Origin of the sequence: Pedobacter sp. WC2423 (assembly GCF_040822065.1) — a bacterium.
In the GTDB taxonomy this organism is placed as follows: Bacteria; Bacteroidota; Bacteroidia; order Sphingobacteriales; family Sphingobacteriaceae; genus Pedobacter.
This window is the reverse complement of record NZ_CP162005.1, coordinates 2506164-2525592: the sequence shown is the minus strand read 5'-3', so window position 1 is coordinate 2525592 and position 19429 is coordinate 2506164. Positions and strand designations below refer to the sequence as shown.

15 protein-coding genes are annotated in these 19429 nt (G+C 40.5%); all 15 read left to right on the top strand.

From position 1 onward, the window contains the following. Window positions 1–69: 69 nt before the first annotated feature. The 15 genes from AB3G38_RS10120 to AB3G38_RS10050 all read left to right on the top strand — a co-directional run bounded on the left by AB3G38_RS10120 (window position 70) and on the right by AB3G38_RS10050 (window position 19424). A complete protein-coding gene (locus AB3G38_RS10120) occupies window positions 70–516 on the top strand; it encodes a hypothetical protein (RefSeq protein WP_367868364.1) in 447 nt (148 codons plus the stop codon). Window positions 517–550: 34 nt separating this feature from the next. After that, on the top strand, window positions 551–1942 hold the full coding sequence (locus tag AB3G38_RS10115) for a DUF5458 family protein (protein ID WP_157287651.1): 1392 nt from the start codon (window positions 551–553) through the stop codon (window positions 1940–1942). A gap of 172 nt (window positions 1943–2114) precedes the next feature. Next, window positions 2115–2684 (top strand): NAD(P)H-dependent oxidoreductase, encoded by a 570-nt coding sequence (locus AB3G38_RS10110; RefSeq protein ID WP_367868363.1) that lies wholly within the window; start codon window positions 2115–2117, stop codon window positions 2682–2684. Window positions 2685–2807: 123 nt separating this feature from the next. Then, window positions 2808–3203 carry a type VI secretion system tube protein TssD gene (gene tssD, locus AB3G38_RS10105; RefSeq protein ID WP_183868191.1) on the top strand — a complete coding sequence of 132 codons (396 nt, stop codon included), beginning with the start codon at window positions 2808–2810 and terminating at the stop codon, window positions 3201–3203. A gap of 37 nt (window positions 3204–3240) precedes the next feature. Continuing rightward, a complete protein-coding gene (gene tssD, locus AB3G38_RS10100; protein ID WP_084359035.1) occupies window positions 3241–3636 on the top strand; it encodes a type VI secretion system tube protein TssD in 396 nt (131 codons plus the stop codon). Window positions 3637–3832: 196 nt separating this feature from the next. Beyond that, window positions 3833–4228, top strand: a complete 396-nt coding sequence (gene tssD / locus AB3G38_RS10095) for a type VI secretion system tube protein TssD (RefSeq protein WP_367868362.1) — start codon at window positions 3833–3835, stop codon at window positions 4226–4228. A 117-nt stretch (window positions 4229–4345) separates the two neighbouring features. After that, on the top strand, window positions 4346–4741 hold the full coding sequence (gene tssD, locus AB3G38_RS10090; protein WP_367868361.1) for a type VI secretion system tube protein TssD: 396 nt from the start codon (window positions 4346–4348) through the stop codon (window positions 4739–4741). A 176-nt stretch (window positions 4742–4917) separates the two neighbouring features. Next, window positions 4918–5511, top strand: coding sequence for an RNA polymerase sigma factor (locus AB3G38_RS10085; protein WP_367868360.1), 594 nt, complete (start codon window positions 4918–4920; stop codon window positions 5509–5511). 143 nt (window positions 5512–5654) lie between these two features. Then, window positions 5655–6923: a FecR family protein gene (locus AB3G38_RS10080; protein WP_367868359.1), complete on the top strand. Its 1269-nt coding sequence runs from the start codon at window positions 5655–5657 to the stop codon at window positions 6921–6923. Between the two features lie 129 nt (window positions 6924–7052). Continuing rightward, window positions 7053–10649: a SusC/RagA family TonB-linked outer membrane protein gene (locus tag AB3G38_RS10075; protein WP_367868358.1), complete on the top strand. Its 3597-nt coding sequence runs from the start codon at window positions 7053–7055 to the stop codon at window positions 10647–10649. Window positions 10650–10659: 10 nt separating this feature from the next. Continuing rightward, on the top strand, window positions 10660–12183 hold the full coding sequence (locus AB3G38_RS10070; RefSeq protein WP_367868357.1) for a RagB/SusD family nutrient uptake outer membrane protein: 1524 nt from the start codon (window positions 10660–10662) through the stop codon (window positions 12181–12183). Between the two features lie 48 nt (window positions 12184–12231). Next, window positions 12232–13185: a hypothetical protein gene (locus tag AB3G38_RS10065; protein ID WP_367868356.1), complete on the top strand. Its 954-nt coding sequence runs from the start codon at window positions 12232–12234 to the stop codon at window positions 13183–13185. Between the two features lie 89 nt (window positions 13186–13274). Beyond that, window positions 13275–15728 (top strand): zinc-dependent metalloprotease, encoded by a 2454-nt coding sequence (locus AB3G38_RS10060; protein ID WP_367868355.1) that lies wholly within the window; start codon window positions 13275–13277, stop codon window positions 15726–15728. A 62-nt stretch (window positions 15729–15790) separates the two neighbouring features. After that, the gene (locus AB3G38_RS10055; protein ID WP_367868354.1) at window positions 15791–18220 is read left to right on the top strand and encodes a zinc-dependent metalloprotease; all 2430 of its coding nucleotides are present in this window, start codon (window positions 15791–15793) and stop codon (window positions 18218–18220) included. A 70-nt stretch (window positions 18221–18290) separates the two neighbouring features. Further along, window positions 18291–19424, top strand: coding sequence for a thioredoxin family protein (locus tag AB3G38_RS10050; RefSeq protein ID WP_367868353.1), 1134 nt, complete (start codon window positions 18291–18293; stop codon window positions 19422–19424). Window positions 19425–19429: the final 5 nt, after the last annotated feature.

Here is a 19429-nt window from a genome sequence, read left to right as displayed (position 1 = left end):
TACTGTTTTATAAAATTAAATTCAATATTTTTATTGTAAATAGATCTTAAACCCTTAAATATCAACACTATGTTTAACTATGAAATTGGCGGAAACGAAAGAAAAGTAGATACTTCGGAATCGTTCGCAGATATCGCCCATAATAAAACACTTTTTATCCAGAAATTAACAGATAATGAACCGATCAAACCTGAAAAAGTAGAGGGTTTAAAAACTGTACAGGAGGTCTTTAATCATTATAAGCCTAAAGTTAACGTGGGTTTTGAGCGTCAGGATGGTATGCCTGTATCAGAAACGCTGCATTTCAATAACCTTGGGGATTTCTCTGTAAAAAGTATCATTAACCAAAGTACACACCTGAATAATATCAATATTGAGCGTGAGATGTCTTTAAATGTGATTAAACAGCTAAAATCAAATAAAACGTTGAAATCTACGCTGGACGATGCGGAAACAAAGCATGCGTTTATCAGTGCATTGAAGAATTTCGTAGCTGAGTTAGAAGAGAATAAATAGATCAGGTATTACATAGGTAGATTATAAATATATTATGGCAACTCCAGAAGAACAAAAAATAACACAAGATAACTCCCAGGCTGCAGGCTTCAAGCCAGCAGAAAAGCAAGAAATGGGGAAACTGTCTCTCCAGGAGAGTTTAGATAAATTAGCAAGAGTTGGTGGTTTCGATTTACTGGAAGCAACGGTTGATGGTTTACAAAATTTAAACCCTGAAAGAAAGGCAAGAAAGCAGATTTTCCTGACAGGTGATGAAAAGAAAAAAGAAAGAGAAGAGTTAAAGAAGAAAATCCAGTTGTGGATTGATGTATTGGAAGATTCTGATTCTGTAGCTTCCATGACGACAAAGAGTACGGAGAAATTATTGGCTGCAGAAGAAAACCTGAATAAAAATATAGCTTCAGCGCTGGAAAGTACCAGGGAACTGGAGCAGGCTTACCGTTCTGTGAATTTGTTCTATCAGAATACCGAGGCAGACAAGTTGAAAAATGTAGTCTTGCTGAATGCTTCTATGGATCAGATTAAAGATCTGGACAATCCAAGGTTTGTAGATTATGTAAGCGATGAGCTGAAACAAAAATATGACCGTCTTGATTTACGTGAAAATTACTCTTTAATGGTTATCCCTGGTTATATGGGCTCTAATAAAGTAGTAGAGAAGTGGGGTAAGGTGGCTTATGAAAATAAAGCGATGTTAGTGACTGATTTCGCCGATCTGGATCAGCCTGATGATGTTATTGATTTGTTTACTGCGGCTAATTTAACAGGTGCTGACGCTTTCAGATCGAATGTGATCATGACTTGTAACTGGTTAGTGGGCAGGGGTAAAGTGAGTGAAGTTGGTGAGGAAGATGATTTAACAATTCCGGGTTCAGCTGCATTAGCTGGAAAAATGTACTATACTTTGATGTCACAGGTAACTGCTGGTAAGAAACATGGTGCGATCAATGATGTGGATGGAGTTAAGTTTGACCTTAAAAAGAGTGAAATTTCTCACCTGGAACGTATTGGTTTAGTGCCAATGGTAAATGAGTATGGAAAAGTAATGGCTTTTTCTGCGAAAACATTGTTTAATGGTGATAACATCGGTTTACAGACTTATTCTGTAGTACGTGTGTTTGATTATGTAACGAAAGTACTTTTTGATTTCTTAAACAGAAGAGCTTTTGAAAACTGGACTTCTAAAACTGAGCAGGATCTGCGTGGACAGATTGTGAAGTTTCTGGACGGTATTCAGGGACCTGAGCGTTTAATTGAGCGTTTCAAAATTATGCGTTTTGAGCGTGATGAATTACAGAAAGATAAAATTCACCTGGATATCCACATCACTCCTTATTTCCCTGCAAAAAGTTTCGTGGTGAAGCTTGACGGACAAAAAGGGGAGGATGAAGAGACGACCTGGAGTTCAGAATACGCACAGCAATAAAAAACAGGATTTGCCGCTTTTGTGGTGACGGAATATGTATTTGTTTTTAAAAATATCCGGTACAGATTGTTATAATCTGTCCGGATATTTTTTTTATATATCGGTTCATATTTCTTCGCTTAACAATTTCTTCATATTTTAGCAATTGATTCTTACATAGGCCCGCAAATAAATGAAACAACTATTGATCATAAATGGTGATCCTGAAAAAACTGCTGCTACAAGTTATTTGATACAGGCATATGTTAAGGGCGCTAAAGAAGCTGGTGCACATATCAAAGAGATTGCTATTGTTGATTTGATCTTTAATTCAAATAAGCAATTTAATAACCGGGTAAGTGAACTGGAACCTGATTTAAAACGTGCACTGGATTTGATTTTATGGGCAAATCATGTGGTTTTGTTTTGTCCTGTGTATTTATCATCTATCCCTACAAGGATTACGGGGTTCTTTGACAGGTTGTTTATGCCTGACCAGGTTTTTCATCCTTCGCAGCAGAAAATCAATACTAATTTTAGCGGCAAATCTGCCCGTATCGTTTCTATTCTTGACCAGGAAACTTTTGAGTACTGGAAACAAGACAAGAAAATTACTTACCTGTCTATTAAAAGAAACGTTTTCGAAAATTGCCGGTTCCATCCGGTCTTAACCAACACAATCGGACAGTTGTATTCTCTGGATAATGAATACAGTAAGAAGTGGTTAAGGAAGCTGGAGGCCTTCGGATCGAAGATTATTTAGCATTAAAGCACTTTTTGCAGGATTATTCAGAATTATTTATTATCTTGTTGATAATAAGATGATTTGGCAAACTATTTGCTATTGTCTTAGTAATTATAAATAATAACCCTAAAACAAAAAGTTATGGCTTTCAAAGCAAGATTAAACTTTTCGGGCAAGGAGTACGATGTACTTCATTGTGCCTATTCTCTAAACCGTGATGTGGATGCAAAAGGAAGACCTTCTTCCGGAGTTTATGGTGGAACAATCGATATTGAACTCGAATCTACCGAAGATACCTCAGTTGTTGAAGCAATGGTAAACAATCAGTACAAACCTTTAACCGGCACTTTGCTCATCAAAAAATCTGATGAAGATGCAAAGATGAAGGAGGTTCATTTTGAAGATGGATACATCGTTAAGTATTCAGAAGGAATCAATATCACTGGAGATAATCCAATGACTTTGAAATTCCAGATCTCTGCCCGTAAATTAAAACTGGGTAATGCAGAGCACACTAATGACTGGCCTAAGGCTTAATTGTAATTGACCGTTTAACATTTAAAAAAAAATTATCATGGCGTTTAAAACCAGATTGAACTTAGGTTCTAAAGAGTACGATGTGTTGCAGTGCAGCTATTCATTAAACAGAGATGTAGACGCAAAAGGCCGTCCATCATCAGGAGTTTACGGTGGAACTATCCATCTTGAGGTAGAGTCAACTGAAGATACTTCGGTGATCGAATCAATGGTGAACAACCAGTACAAGCCACTTTCAGGAACAATTGTGTTCAAAAAAGGCGAAGAAGATGCAAAGATGAAAGAACTGTCATTCGAAGATGGTTATATCATTCAGTATAATGAGGGAATTGCCGTTAACGACAATACACCAATGACTTTAGGTTTTGTAATTTCAGCACGTAAGTTGAAAATCGGTAATGCTGAACATACAAATGACTGGCCTAAGGCCTAATTAAAATATTTTAAATTTTAAAATGGAGTCTGCCGCAGCTTAGTTTGCTGGCAGACTTTTTTTTGTCCCAATCTGTGAACATATGATTTGGTGAATGCGTTCTGATTGTCCATAAAGGGGCTTTTTGCAATAACGGCAAACTTTTTGTTAGGTTTTATATAGTAAATACTAAAAATTTCACCCAAAAATTAAAGTTATGGCTTTCAAAGCAAGATTAACCTTTTCGGGCAAGGAGTACGACGTACTTCATTGTGCTTATTCGTTAAACCGTGATGTAGATGCAAAGGGGAGACCCTCTTCTGGTGTATACGGTGGTACAATCGATGTAGAAATCGAATCAACTGAGGATACTTCTATTGTAGAAGCTATGGTCAACAATCAGTATAAACCGCTGGCCGGGGTATTACTGATCAAAAAAGCTGATGAGGATGCCAAGATGAAAGAGGTTCACTTTGAAGATGGATATCTTGTGAAGTATTCTGAAGGAATCAGAATTACCGGAGATAGTCCGATGACAATGAAATTCCAGATTTCTGCCCGTAAATTAAAGCTAGGCAATGCAGAACATACGAATGACTGGCCTAAAGCGTAATTAACCGTTAAAATTCTGAGCTCATTTTGTATATACTATCCTAATTGCGATCTTTATACAGATTTCTCAATTTTATTGCGTTAATCAATTAACAAATTTTTACAATAAAATATTATCATGGCTTTTAAAACCAGATTAACTCTTGGATCAAAAGAGTTCGATGTGCTGCAATGCAGTTTTTCATTAAATAGAGATGTAGACGCTAAAGGCCGTCCTTCATCAGGTGTATATGGAGGAACTATTCATGTTGAAATCGAATCAACTGAGGATACGTCAATCATTGAATCAATGGTAAATAACCAATATAAAGCTTTGTCTGGAACTATCGTCTTCAAAAAGGGCGAAGAAGATGCAAAGATGAAAGAATTATCATTTGAAGATGGTTATATCATTCAATATAACGAGGGAATCGCTGTCAATGACAATACACCAATGACTTTAAGTTTTGTACTGTCTGCGCGTAAGCTGAAGCTTGGGAATGCGGAACATACGAACGACTGGCCAAAGGCTTAAATTTTTTTAAGGCCATCATGCATAGGTATGGTGGCCTCAGGTAGCTGAATTTGCTGTCAAACCTTATATATTCCTGCTTTTTATTGGAATTCCGCCATTTTATCTTGATTTTAGAGGATCGCTAAGCTGCTTATTTTTGATAACCAGGTTAGTATCAGGTCTTTTATATACACCACATGAATGATAATAGCGCTTTACCCGATTCGGATCTGGTTGTAAGATTGAGGAATGGGGAAGAGGTTGCCTTTAAAATTATCTTTGACAGATGGTTTAAAAAATTGTATTATTTCAGTTTCAGATACCTGAAAAGTAAGGAAGAAGCAGAAGAGATAGTACAGGAGACGATGATGCAGTTGTGGGTTACCCGTGAAAAATTAGATGAAAGATATCCCGTCTCTTCTTACTTATATACGATAGTAAAAAGACTTTCCTTAAACAGGCTTAAGCAGATTGCCAGCTCAAAATCTGCGGCTGAACATCATTTCGTCAATTTGAAAGTGACTGTTAATACTACAGAAGATGCCTTGTCTTTAAGTGAGCTTAAAAGAATCACAGCGGAAGCATTAGCTTTAATGCCAGAAAAACAGCAGCAGGTTTACAGAATGAGTAGAAATGAGGGGCTTTCCCTGGATGAAATTGCGCTTTCTTTAGGTATTCTAAAAAATACGGTCAAAAAACATCTTTCTGAGGCTTTGAAAATGATTAGAATTCATTTTTCTTCCCGTTATTACATTCTTTTAGTTTCATTGATTTCAATTATCTATAAATAATTCATTCAGCTATTCTCTATTTAGAGCGTTTGGACAGCGTTTTGCCGGTTTTCATTTTTTTTTATAAAAAAAAAATGAAAACCGACTACTTCTTTCTGTCACCTGAATTGTATTACTATTAAATCAGATCTATAAAATATCTGATGGCCGACCGGATGAATAGCGAAAGACTAAAAGACTTATTATATAGTTACCTGAACGAAACAATGGATCAGGAAGAATTTGATGAACTGCTTTTGTATATAGGCGATGCCGATTATGAAAGTGTTTTCTATGAATCCATGGATCATGAGTTGCAGGCGGACGGTGTTAAGTCCTTATTAAAGCTGGATGACCAGGAAATAGTTTTTAAAAGAATAACAGAAGATCATCGTTTTTCGGCAGCAGTTATTAATTTGCCTTCATCAACTGCAGTACCCACATTGGCTGAAATACCTGCGTTAACTGAAATACCGGCATCAACTGAAGTACCGGCAGAAAGATTTAAAATTTATAATAAAAAGTTGCTGAGTGCTGCGGCAATACTGATTATCGTTGCTGCTGGTCTGTACTTCAGCACATCTCTTTTTCGCACACCATTATCAACAGCACACGCCTATCAATTTAAGCCAGGCCTGGGAAAAGCTGTTTTGACACTTGCTAACGGCAGCAAAATTAATTTAGAGAAGGCGGGGAAAGGTCAGCTAGTGAATATGGCTGGTGTTCAAATTACCAATACAAAGGAAGGCAGCCTCGTATATCATGTTGCAGAGCAGGATAAGAAAAGCAACTCTTCACTGAATACACTGCAAACCCCTATTGGGAGCGGATACCAGGTGCAGCTGCCGGATGGAACCAGGGTATGGCTGAATGCAGCCTCGTCACTTACTTATCCTTCAAGTTTTGCCGGTGCCAAAGAACGCAGGGTCACCCTTAAAGGAGAAGCCTATTTTGAAGTGGCACATCAGAAAGATCAGCCTTTCAGGGTAGTGACTCCTCAACAAATACTGGAAGTATTGGGAACGCACTTCAATCTCAATGCATACGATGATGAACCCGATCAGAGAACTACCTTACTGGAGGGATCAGTAAAAATTAAATCCGATGGTGCCGGACAGTTCATCCTTAAACCTGGTCAGCAGGCGCGCGTAAAGCCAGGCACCGCCCGGATAGTGAATGTGGATACAGAAACGGTATTAGCCTGGAAAAACAACGATTTTGTTTTAAAGGATGAAGATTTCAGTGCAATCATGCGCAGAATTGCCCGCTGGTATAACGTAGAGATTATTTATGACGCCTCTGCTCCGGAAGATCTGGAGCTTGGCGGATGGGTGTCGCGCACTAAAAATTTAGGCGCTGTGCTGAAAGTGATTGAATCAACCGGAAAAGTTCATTTTAAAGTTGAAGGAAGGAGGGTTACTGTGACGAAATAACTACTCCACATTTTCAACAGTAATGCCTGTAAACAAAGAAGCCAGAGGTGCGCTAACACCTCTGGCAGATGGTCTGGCCTTACGTCAATAATTTGCATCAGTATCAACTAAACCAACCAAACCTACCAAATGTATAAAATTTATACTAAACCATTTGGCGTGCCGAACAGTCATGTCCATAAATTCTTGCTGATTATGCGATTAACCCTGCTCTTGACCATAGTGGCGATAATGCAAGTAAGTGCTGCTGTATATGCGCAGCGCATTACCCTGAAGGAAAACAATGCACCGCTTGAAAAAGTTTTTAAAGAAATCCGTAAGCAAAGCGGGTATGACTTTGTGTTCGACCGCAAGCTTCTGCTCAAGGCAAATAATGTAAATATCAATGTCAATAATGCTGCGCTGAAAGATGCGCTTGCAGCCTGTTTCGTCAATCAGCCCTTTACTTATACTGTAGAAGAGCGAACTGTGATTGTGAAGGAACGGGTAAAAATAGAAAAACCAAAAAATTATGTGAATGATATTATTGTTACCGGTACAGTGGTTGATGAAAATGGGAAACCACTGCCCGGAATAACAATAGCTGTAAAAGGTGTTTTCGGAAATACCGTCACCAATAATGTGGGTAGTTTTATTTTTGTCAATATAGATGAAAACGCTGTACTTATTTTTACTGCAGTAGGCAGAGAGCGGGTAGAGATTAAGGTAGAGGGAAGGACCCATGTTATTGTAGTGGTTAAGAGCAGGACAAGCGACCTGCAGGAAGTTGCTGTAAGTACAGGTTACCAGTTGCTGAAGAAAAGCAATATGGTGGGTGCCACTTCTACTGTAAAAATGTCTGATTTATATAACAATGGTATTAGTTCTATAGAACAGCTGATACAGGGTAAACTGGCCGGTGTAGCCGTTACCAATACCAACGGACTGGTAGGGGCAAGACAAAGGACCAGGGTTCGTGGTACCTCTACACTGTCTGGTTCAGCAGAGCCGATCTGGGTAGTGGATGGTATAGTGCAGGAAGATCCGCTGCCTTTCAAAGCACAGGAATTGAATACGCTGGGGGCTATTACACCAGATAATGCTGATTATATCAGAAACTTTGTAGGTAATTCCATTGCCTGGTTAAATCCAAATGACATCAATGAAATTACCGTGCTGAAAGATGCAGCTGCAACTGCAATATATGGCGTAAGGGCTGCGAACGGCGTAATTGTGATTACGACCAAACGAGGGAAGGCGGGACCAGTTTCGATCAATTATTCTGTGGCCATGAGTAGCAATGAACGGGTTACTTACGATAAGTTAAACCTGATGAATTCAAAAGAAAGGGTGGCTTTATCACGGGAAATCTTTACCCGCGGACTGGTATCAAACCTTGTGAACAATAATATTGGCTACGCTGGTGCGGTAAATGATTATCTGTATGCCAAAACGATCACTGCAGATCAGTTCAATACACGTGTTGCTGCACTGGAAACCATGAACACAGATTGGTTTGATATCCTTTTCAGGACGCCGTTCAGTATGAGCCATAACCTCAGTGTTTCTGGCGGCAGTAATAATACATCCTATTATACCTCTTTTGGTTACAACGATGTAAAAGGAACAGCAATAGGCAATGATAGTAAAGGCTTCACGGGTAATATCAGTGTAAGTTCCCAGGTTACAAAAAAGTTTAATTTGTCTGCCAGATTATCTGCTTCGAAAAGAACAACATCAGCTTTCAACCAGGTCGATCCTTATACCTATGCCTCAAAAACTAACCGGTCAATAGCGGCTTACAATCCGGATGGATCACTGTCATTTTACAGGAACCTCAGTGAAAGGAAATTTAATATTTTAAATGAAATAGCGAATACCGGAAATACAAACAATGTGCTCTCTGCAAATGCCTCAATTGATGCTAATTATGATATTTTACCTGGCCTTAAGGTACAGAGTTTACTCAGTTATAACTCTATTGCTACAACGGGAGAGAGTTATGCTACAGAGCAGTCTGAGTATGTTGCCAGAACCTACAGATTTTACGATTATGGGATGTATAAACCTATAGATGCGGGATATCAACAAAGTAAAATGCCTGTTGGAGGTGAATATAATATTGATCAGAACAGTAACAATTCATGGAGCTGGCGTAACAGTATTTCTTATAATAAAGCATTTAATGAGAAACATGTACTGGCGATAATGATTGGCCAGGAAATTAACAGTTCGAGATATACCGGCTATGCGAATACTTCGTTAGGTTACCTCAGGGACCGCGGAAAAGCATTCGCTACACTTCCGGCAAGTACAATCTCTTACGGGATTTCGGCTGTGAATGATTACACTACCCGTTTTGTGCCTAAAATTACAGATAACCTGACGAATACCACAGGTATATATTTCACTTCGAGTTATACTTATGATAACCGTTATGTGGCCAACTTCAGCTTACGTAATGACAGGTCAAACCGCTTTGGACAGTTTACCAATGCAAAATTTACTCCTGTATATGCAGGTGGGATAAGATGGAATATGGCCAATGAGAAATGGTTTGCTTCGTCTTACTGGCTTTCTAATCTGAGTCTCAGCGGCTCTTTTGGTTATCAGCGAAATATCTCTGCTGCGGTTAGTCCGGATTTGATTATCAAAACGCCGGGCTCAGCGTTACAAAGTGGTGTGATCGATGCGTACACCGGGGATATGCTGCTTACCATTAGCTCTTTACCTTATGGTAATCTGCGCTGGGAACAGAACAGCAGTATGAATTTAAGTTTGGATTTCAGTTTATTCAATAACAAGGTACAAGCGTCGTTTTCTTATTATAGCAAACATGGTAAAGACCTGATTACTGCACTGCAGGTACCGCTGGAGTATGGCGTGACCAGTATGCTGGTGAATGGAGGGTCCATGAATAATTCAGGGTATGATCTGTCTGCAAACTTTGTACCCATCAGAACCAGAAACTTTACCTGGTCGGTTGGTATCAATACGTCAAAAAATAACAATGAAATTTTAAATTCAGGAGCACAGCTTCGTACCTGGCGCACTGCAGTATTAGGAGGGCTCAATAATCCTGGTGATCCCGTGTCTGGTTTTTATGCATTTAGAAATGCCGGGATTGATCCGGCAACGGGTATTCCTAAAATAGACCTGAGTGTGGCCAGCGGTAAAGATCCGTTCACAGATCCAACGGCCTATCTGCAGTATATGGGAAAAATGGATCCTGATTTTATTTCCGGTGTGAATATGAATTTCCGCTACAAAATGCTCTCGCTGAGCAGCAGTTTTTATGTGCAGCTGGGTGGTAAAAAGTTTCTCACGCCGCTCTATGACGGTAATCAGAATCTCCCGAATGAGTTTGAGAATTTCTCCAGAAATGTGTTGAACAGATGGACGCCAGCTCATACAGATGCGACTATTCCAGGACTGCCTGATTATACCATTCCTTCTGTATTTATTCCGGGAAGTACACACGCCGAAAAGATCTATGATTTATATAATTATAGCGCAGACCGTGTGGTAAGTGGTTCCAGTTTACGCTGCCAGAATATCAATGTTTCTTATTCCTTAAGTAAAGAACTGATCAAAAGATTGCGCTGTAAAAATGTAAATATTGGTGCGGGTATCAGTAATCCTTTTTCGTTCAATAGCAAAGCCTTTGAAGGACAGGATCCTGAAGTAGCCACTGGCGGGCAGCCAAGAACAAGGGCATATACACTCAATTTAGCTATCAGTCTATAATTATCAGATCATGAATAAAAAGAAATTTACGCTATATAGCCTTTTACTCCTATGTATAGTATTGGGCTCGTGCAAAAAGTTCCTGGCAGAATACAGTCAGGATGCTATCAGGCCAACTACAACCGCAGATCTGGAAGCGTTGATGTACAGCGATGCCTATCCTTATAATACGCCATTTGATACTTTCGATCTGTTGACTGATGATATCCAGTGTAATGGTCTGGCCAAAGGAAATGACAATCTTCCGGTAGCAGGATATAGCGATATTTTACAGGTGGGCATGGGTATGTTTAAGTTCGACCCTCAGATGTTTGAAGGCTCTTCTACGATCGCTGATCGTGCAAATGTATATATTGCGTATTATACTAAAATTAAAGGATGTAATGTGGTGATGGATTACCTGGATAAGGTGTCCGGAAGTGAAGCCAGTAAGAATGCTATTTTAGGCCAGTGTTTGTTTTTAAGGTCTTTTTACTATCTGAAACTGGTCACTACTTATGGGAAACCTTACAGCGGGGCTGGTGTAAATCCGGAAGCAGCGCTTGGTGTACCACTCATCCTGTCCAGCCAGGTTAAAGATGGTGGTGTGAAAAGAAATACGCTGAAAGAAGTTTACGATCAGGTAGAAAAAGATTTGGTGAAAGCTGCAGATTTACTTCAGAATAATTTTGAACCGCCCACTACTTTCAGGGTTGGTGCATCTTCAGCCAATACATTGTTATCACGTTTTTACCTCTACCGGGGCTTGAATACAGACTGGGATAAAGCTATCGCCTATGCCAGTCGCGTATTGACAGTAAAATCATCATTGACAAATCTAAGTGGTTATTATGCAACAGGTTTTTTTATTAACCAAGGCATTTACCTTTCTACCGGGCCAGAAGTTTTGTGGGGTTACGGAGGTTCTACAACCACAGAGAGCAATCCCTACTTTCCTTCACAACAGCAGTTTTATCCGCCATATGCTGTTTCTGCAAGTCTTGCTAACCTGTATAACAGAGGAGACGGAGTGAATACAGGTAATGAGGGAGATTTACGCTACAAAACGTACTTTTCTACTTATGATAATGGTGGTGTCTTCTTATTTAAGTCCAACAAAGCGCCTTCAAATGTAAGTTATGGTGGTAAAGGATTGCGTGTGGCAGAGGTTTATCTGAACCGCGCAGAAGCTTATATCAAACGTTTTATTCAAAGCGGAAACGCCGCAGACCGGAATGCAGCTTTGTCTGATCTGAATTATTTGAGACGTAACCGTTATGATACGCGGAATAAAGCATACGTGCCAGTGGAGATTACAGATGGTGCTGCATTGTTTAAATTTTGCCAGGACGAGCGGCGCAGAGAACTTTGTCTGGAAGACGGGCATCGCTGGGTAGACATTAAAAGATGGGGGCTTGCGGTTACACATACTTTTATTGCTGCCTCCGGCAGTGCAACACAGCATGTACTGCAGTCCAATAGTAATTTGTATGCTTTGCCAATTCCTTATGTTGCTTTTCTTAATAACCCCCAATTAGTCCAGAATCCTCAATAATGATGCTGTCAGTTATAATACATCAGTCTTATTTAAATGAATCATCAGATGAACTATAAATATACCTTAAGTCTGCTCACTTTATGTGCGTTGCTTACTTTAAACTCCTGTAAAAAAGAGGAGGGTGCACTAACTCCTTCCGGTAGTATTGACAGCTATGTGCTTCCGCAAGGGAACAATGCATTTGACAATACGATTGTGGGTTACTATCAAAAATACAATTCTTATCTATTGTATAAATTTAATCGTAAAGATATCTACTGGAGACCTGATGGCTATACCATACCCAGCGAACGTGCTGATAGCACCGGGCATGAAGTAGAAATGGCTGAAGTGGCCTATATTCCGGCACAGCTTGAACTGATCAAAACGAGTCTTTTTGATTTATATTCAGATAAATTCCTGAAGAAGTTTTTACCTGCAAAAATTTTCCTTTGCAGCAAAGTAGATTCGGTGAGTTCAGCATTTGATTTTGTGACCTTTAAATATCACAAGTCGGCTGTTAGTGTGGGTGCCTATTCCTATGATAACAGTATTTGCGTGAACTATGGCAATGTGAAAGTTGCGACCATGACCGCCGCGGACAAAGTTGTTTTTCTGAAAAAAATCAATACCATGTTTGTCGAGAACATCGCTGCCCGTAGTTTATCCTTGCCTACCACTGAATTTACGAATTCAGCTGATTATGCGTCTTCTATGACTACTTATGCTGAAGCGTATGGCAGAGGGATCATTGTGGGTTTCAGTGCAACAAGTCCGTCAATGGACTGGAATATGTATATCAGGGCAATGGTTACCTTGTCCGAAACTAAGCTCAACCAGGAAGCACAGGTGCCTTCATCAGATGTATACCCGGCTCCTGAGCCTTTAGGTATCCTGAACCCTGTGATAGATACAAATGGTCAGATCAGGAAGCGCTATACGCTGGTCAGAAATTATTTTATCAATACCTATGGCGTCGATTTGCAAACCATCGGAAATGCGGCCAATCCATCAAATTAAAAATACACAAACACACCATGAACCCTTCATGCACCTGTTCCCTGTTTCGGCAGGGGGCAGGACATGAAAAAAGACCAGCCTAATCCAGAATGATGAAAATTTTTAAAAAAATACTGTTGTACCTGCTGCTGGTATTGCCTAGTCAGTATCTGCATGCACAGTCAGCACAAGCCATCCCGCAAATCAGTAAATATATCAAGCCGGGAGCCAAAACCTTTAAAGGGATGTTTAACATTTATGTACAGGATGATAAATATCTGGTTGAAATTCCAGATCAGCTCCTCGGTAGGGAAATCCTGACCAGTGTAACAATTATCAGCGGTTCTGCACAGCGTAAGCGTAATCCGGGTATGCGTTTCGGTTTCGCAGGGGATGCGGTAAATGACCGGGTCATCCGTTTTAAAAAAGGAATAAATGGCAAGATGAACCTGGTTGCACCAGATTTTATTCAGGCTACGGATACCTCAAACAAGTATTACAATTCGATCAAAGCTAATCTGGTACCCACCTTGCTTGCGTTTGACATTATCGCTGTCGGAAATGCGAGCTCACTGATTGATATCACCTCGCTGTTTGCTGGTGATAGTGATCTTTTTTCTCTAAAGGGAGCTGCTGCAGAATTGAAACTGGGAGAATTTGAAGCTGCTAAATCCAGGATACTGGGGGTGAGCAGTTTTGAAAACAACGTTGTGTTTCGTTCCATTAAAAGTTATAGTGAAGCTGCTGCTTCGCCACCAGCGCAGGTTGAAGCGCCGAGGCCGGACGCACCTGCAAAAGCAGAAGAAACTAATCCTACCATGTGGGAGGTGGGGGCTAGCTGGTTTCTTTTACCACAGCTGCCTATGCAACTACGTTATGCGGATAAGCGAATAGGCTACTTTGTCACAAGGCTGACCAGTTATGATAAAAATCCTGAAAAAATTGAAGATTTAGCTATAGCGAACAGGTGGCGGATGGAACCTAAAGCAGAGGATCTGCAGAAATTCAACAATGGTGAACTGGTAGAACCTGCAAAACCTATTGTTTTTTACATTGACCGCAATACACCCGCTTATCTTATTCCTTATATGATTGAAGGCGTAAATGCATGGCGCAAGAGCTTTGAGAAAATAGGCTTTAAGAATGCCATCACGGGTAAGCTGGCGCCTACGCTGAAAGAGGATCCCGACTACAGTATGGAGGATGCCAGGTATTCTTATATCTCGTACAAACCTTCGGAAGTGGCCAATGCCTATGGTCCGCAGGTAGTCGATCCGCGTTCCGGTGAAATCCTGACCTCGCATGTTGCTGTATTTCACAATATTCTTGAGTTGCTGCAACGCTGGTATTTTTCCATGTGTGCAGCTACAGACCCGGGGGCTCGTAAAATCCCGATGAGTAAAGATTTAATGGGCGCGCTGGTTAAAAACGTGATTACGCATGAAGTAGGTCACACCCTTGGCTTGCGTCATAATTTTGCAGGCAGTTCCTCTTATCCGGTTGACAGTATCCGTAACCGTGATTTTATCAGGAAAAACAGTTTCGGCCCTTCTGTGATGGACTATATGCGCTTCAACTATGCAGCGCAGCCGGAAGATAAGATGACCCCTGTAGATTTATTGCCGGTAATTGGTGTATATGATAATTATGCGATTGAATGGGGATATAAATATATGCCTGAAAAAGATCCAAAAACTACAGCGGAATATCTGACTAAATGGGTTTCTGAGAAAAGAAAAGATCCTAAGTTTTTCTATTTAGAGGAGTCGGATGCTTTCGATCCAAGAGTGCAGAGTGAAGACATTGGCGACAATAACATGAAGGCAAACGCGCTCGGTGTAGAGAACCTGAAAAGGACTATGGCCAACCTTAATCAATGGGGAGACGGTCCGGATCAAGACTATTCTACGTTAAGGTCGATGTACCGTGCCGTTGAAGGACGCTATTTTCAATATTTGCAGCATGTAGTTAAAAATATAGGGGGCGTAAATAGTGACAATGCATTGCGTACTGAAAATAAAAGTAATTATAATCCCGTAAGTGATACCCAGCAAAAGGAGGCAGTAGCCTATTTAAAGAAATATATGCTCACTGAACCCGAATGGTTATACCCTGCAAACATAGGTGCCAAAACAAAATTTAACTTCAATACCGATGTTGAAGATACTTATAGTGATTTATTAGGCAGACTGATGGCTAAATATAATCAGTTGGCTACGATAGAAAATATCACAGGTAAATCAGACTATGCTCCGGGTGAATTTTTAGCTGAGTTGCAGCAGTTTATTTTTAGGGATATTGAAAATGGTAAACCCATTTCGCGTTATAACAGGATGCTGCAAAGGGCCTACCTGAATAAAATTTTATTGCATGTAGATAATCCGTCAAATTTCGGCAACAACATCGGCCTGATTATGAATAAGCAGATGCTGCTCATTCAGCAGCAAGCGAAAGCTGGTGCGGCAAAACAGAGCGATTTCATCACTAAAAGTCACCTTGTTTCCATCGCAAATATGATTGCAGTGTGGCACAGTGGTAAGAATGACGCTTATTTAACCAAATAACCCATATGCTGAGCGCAACAAGTGATATGTATCTTATTGAACCAACAATTTCAACAACTAAAATGAAAAATAGCTTAATTATATTATTTACGGTATGCTTTTTCTTTTCCTCTGCTTCAGCTTCTGCACAGGGAAAACAAAAACCAAAAGTCAAAGCGGTGACCACGGTACCGGCAAGTGTAGTACCGGCAAATGTGGTGCCGGCCAATGAGCTGATGCCTTTTGATAAGTTCTTTAAAAAAACAATGAAGATTACGCCGGGAGAATTTACCGTTTATCAGGATGACTCGAAGTATTTCCTGGAGATTCCTGCTGCTGCATTAAATACCGATCTCCTGGTAATTGGTGAGATTATACGCGGATATTCGCAAAGTGTTGCGCAATCTTCCGGAATCGTGCGTTTTATCAAAGCTACAGGCAACAATTTGAATGTGACCAGAGAGGTGTATAAAGAAGCACTGTCGCCAGACTTTAACCAGGGTATGGAAAGTTTAGTACAGAAATCCAACCTGATCCCTGTTAGTTTTGTCCTTCAGGTAGAAGCTGCCGGAAAAACGAAGGGAAGTTATATTATTGATGTGACCAGGCAGTTAATGGAAGGCGGAGATCTTTTTTCTTTCAAAGATGTGAGTGATTTAAGTAATTCTGATGCAGCACGTTCTGGTGTACAGCAGGTAAAAGTGGGAGAGAAAGGGGTGGTTTTCACTGTACTGCGTACACAGACACAGCCCGGCAATAACGTTAACGGTAACAAAGCAGTAGACCGTGCCATAGCACTTATGCTGAACCTGAGCATTCAGCGCCTGCCGGATGCGCAGATGAAGGTAAGAGAAGCAGATGTCAGAGTAGGTTTTGGTACGGTGAATTACAACGATTTTGGTAAAAATCCATATGGGGTGCGCAACGTAAAAGTCATCACCAAATGGAATCTTGAAGTGAAGGCGGCCGACCGAAAGAAATATGCTGCCGGAGAATTGGTGGAACCGCTAAAGCCCATCAGCATTTTTATTGATCCGGTTACGCCTGCACCTTTTGTACCTGCTATCAAAAAAGCAATACAGCAATGGAATACTGCGCTCGAGGCTGCAGGATTTAAAAACGCGCTGGTAGTGATGAATGCTGCAAAAGACAATTGGTTGTCTGCCGGCAAATTATTGATCGAATGGGGAAGTCCAGGTCAGGGTCTTCCAACCAATGTGGTTACGGATCCGCGTACCGGAGAAATCCTGGCAGCAAAAATGGATGTCGGCGATAATTTAATCAATGACCTGCTGCCTTCTTATTTTGCTAAATGTGCATTTATAGATCCAAGAATCAAGAAAGACCTGTACCATCCTGAAGTGAGAAAAGAAATATTGGAATGGAAAGTAGCTACGGCATTGGGTGAATTGCTGGGTATGGTACCAAATCTCCATGGTAGTGCGGCGTATAACCCTAAACAACTCAGGTCTGGCGCATGGCTGAAAACCCATAGTTTCACTTCGTCTATTACCGATGATACCGAGTTTAATTACGTATTACAACCAGGAGATCAAGTGGATGTGGCAGATCTGCTGCCGCATGTTTCCAGTTATGATAAAATGGCTGTAGGCTGGGCTTACAGAGTTTTTAGCGAGCCTGCTGCGGAGAAAAAAGCTTTAGCCAGCTTAAAATCTACAGATGCCGAACTACTTTTCCTGGAAGAGAATAAAAATGATCCTTTTACACGCAAAGGCGACCTCTCTGATGACCAGCTTGAGGCATCAGAACTGGGCATGAAAAACGTGGAGCGCTACTATCTCCAGGTAGAGCAGATGACAGCAGCAATGAAGGACAAGGATGAGGACTGGACCAACTTCAAGTTACTTTCCAACGCTTTTCAAAAAAGTTACCAGCTGTATACAGACAATGTGGTGAGTTATATTGGTGGGATCTCTACCCGCCCGATGTTAAAAGATTACAATGATGTACCTGTAATTTATACATCTAAAAAAGAGCAGCAAAAAGCAATGGCGCTGCTGAACACCTGGTTCTTCAATGGCCCTCCTGTTTGGATACAAAGTAAACAAATGAATTTATTGAACAATGAATCTGAAGCTATTAAGATGGGCAGAAGTACGCAGGATGCATTGCGCAAATTCATTACACCGGAAGTACTCAATAACCTGATCAAAGCAGAATATGCCTTGGGAAAAGATGCCTATACCGTGAGTGATTTATTTGCTGATCTTGACCGTTATGTTTTCAAGGATTTTGATACTACGCTTCCTTTCAATGAATATATCATGCTGATGCAAAATAATTTTGTGTACGATCTTACAGATGCTGCGGTGAAGAACACCAATATTACTGGCGGACTAACTGATGCGAGTGAAGTACTCCATATGTATTTCATCAGAACGATGGCGCATGTTGGAGAAATGGGCGAAAAACACCAGGATCCAAGAGTACGTGAACGGTATAAAATGATGAAGCAGAAGATTGAGCGCGATATCAACCAGAAACCAAATTAATTTATTGACATCCATGATTGATCATGGCCTGAAGAAATGATGGTCATGATCAATTTTACGTATAAAAAAAATGATGAAACAGATAATGATAGTGCTCTTGATCACCTTTGGTACCACTGCATTTGCGCAACACCAAAAGATCAATTTTGAGCAGATAACTATTCAGGAAGCATTAAAAAAGGCCAAAGAACAGCATAAGCTGGTTTTCGTAGACTGTTTTACGGAATGGTGTATCCCTTGCAAACAAATGGAGGCAGGCGTTTTCAAGACGGACAGTGTTGCTGCTTTTTTCAACAGCAATTTCATCAATGTGAAAATGGACATGGAGAAGGGGGAGGGCCCGGCCACGATGAAAACTTATGCTATAGGCGCTTTTCCTTCTTATTTGCTATTTGACACTGATGGAAAACTGCGCTACAAATTTGTTGGGGGAATGCCTGCAGCAGAATTTATGGCCCATATCAGAAAAGGCATGCGTACCGATAATGAGGACTCGAAACTGACGGCCAGGTATGATGCCGGTGAGCGCCAGCCCGATCTGCTGAGAGCACTGGTCCTTTTAAAAATCCGTGTTGCAGAAAGAGGTATAGCAAAAAATATCAACGATGAGCTGATGGCCGTTCTTAACCCTGCACAGCGTGCCCTGCCAGAAAATTGGGTGCTATTTGGTGAAAACAGTTATGCCATGTACCTGTCTGATGTGGATAGTCCAAATTTCAACTATCTCGTTAACAACTGGAAAGATTTTGCTGTACAGAACCAAAAAGATACGGTAGATCATAAAATGTCTTTTATTTTCAGAAAATTAGCTGGCGAATGTCTGGAGGGCTATTATTTCAAAGATAAACCATACAATAAAGCAGCATTTGAACAGTACAAGGAGCAGATTAAAGCTACTGAAATGCCTGACAAAATGCAGTTGCTGGTATTGATTGACATGGCAGAGGCAGCGGGCCAGAAAGATTATAGCAAGGTTACCACCCTATTTGAAAAAAACGCCAGTACTTTTTCTGAAGATAACCTGAGGATTATGTGGCCATATATCACGATGTGTTCGGTGATTCCAGACTATAAATATCCCCGTGCCAAAGAGATTGCTGATGAAGTGATCAGGCGGACTAAAAATCCTTTTCTGGTTTCAAGCTGTGAAATGCTGAAAGAGAATCAAATCAGGGCAAATCAACCTTCCGGCAAATCAAATTAAACTAG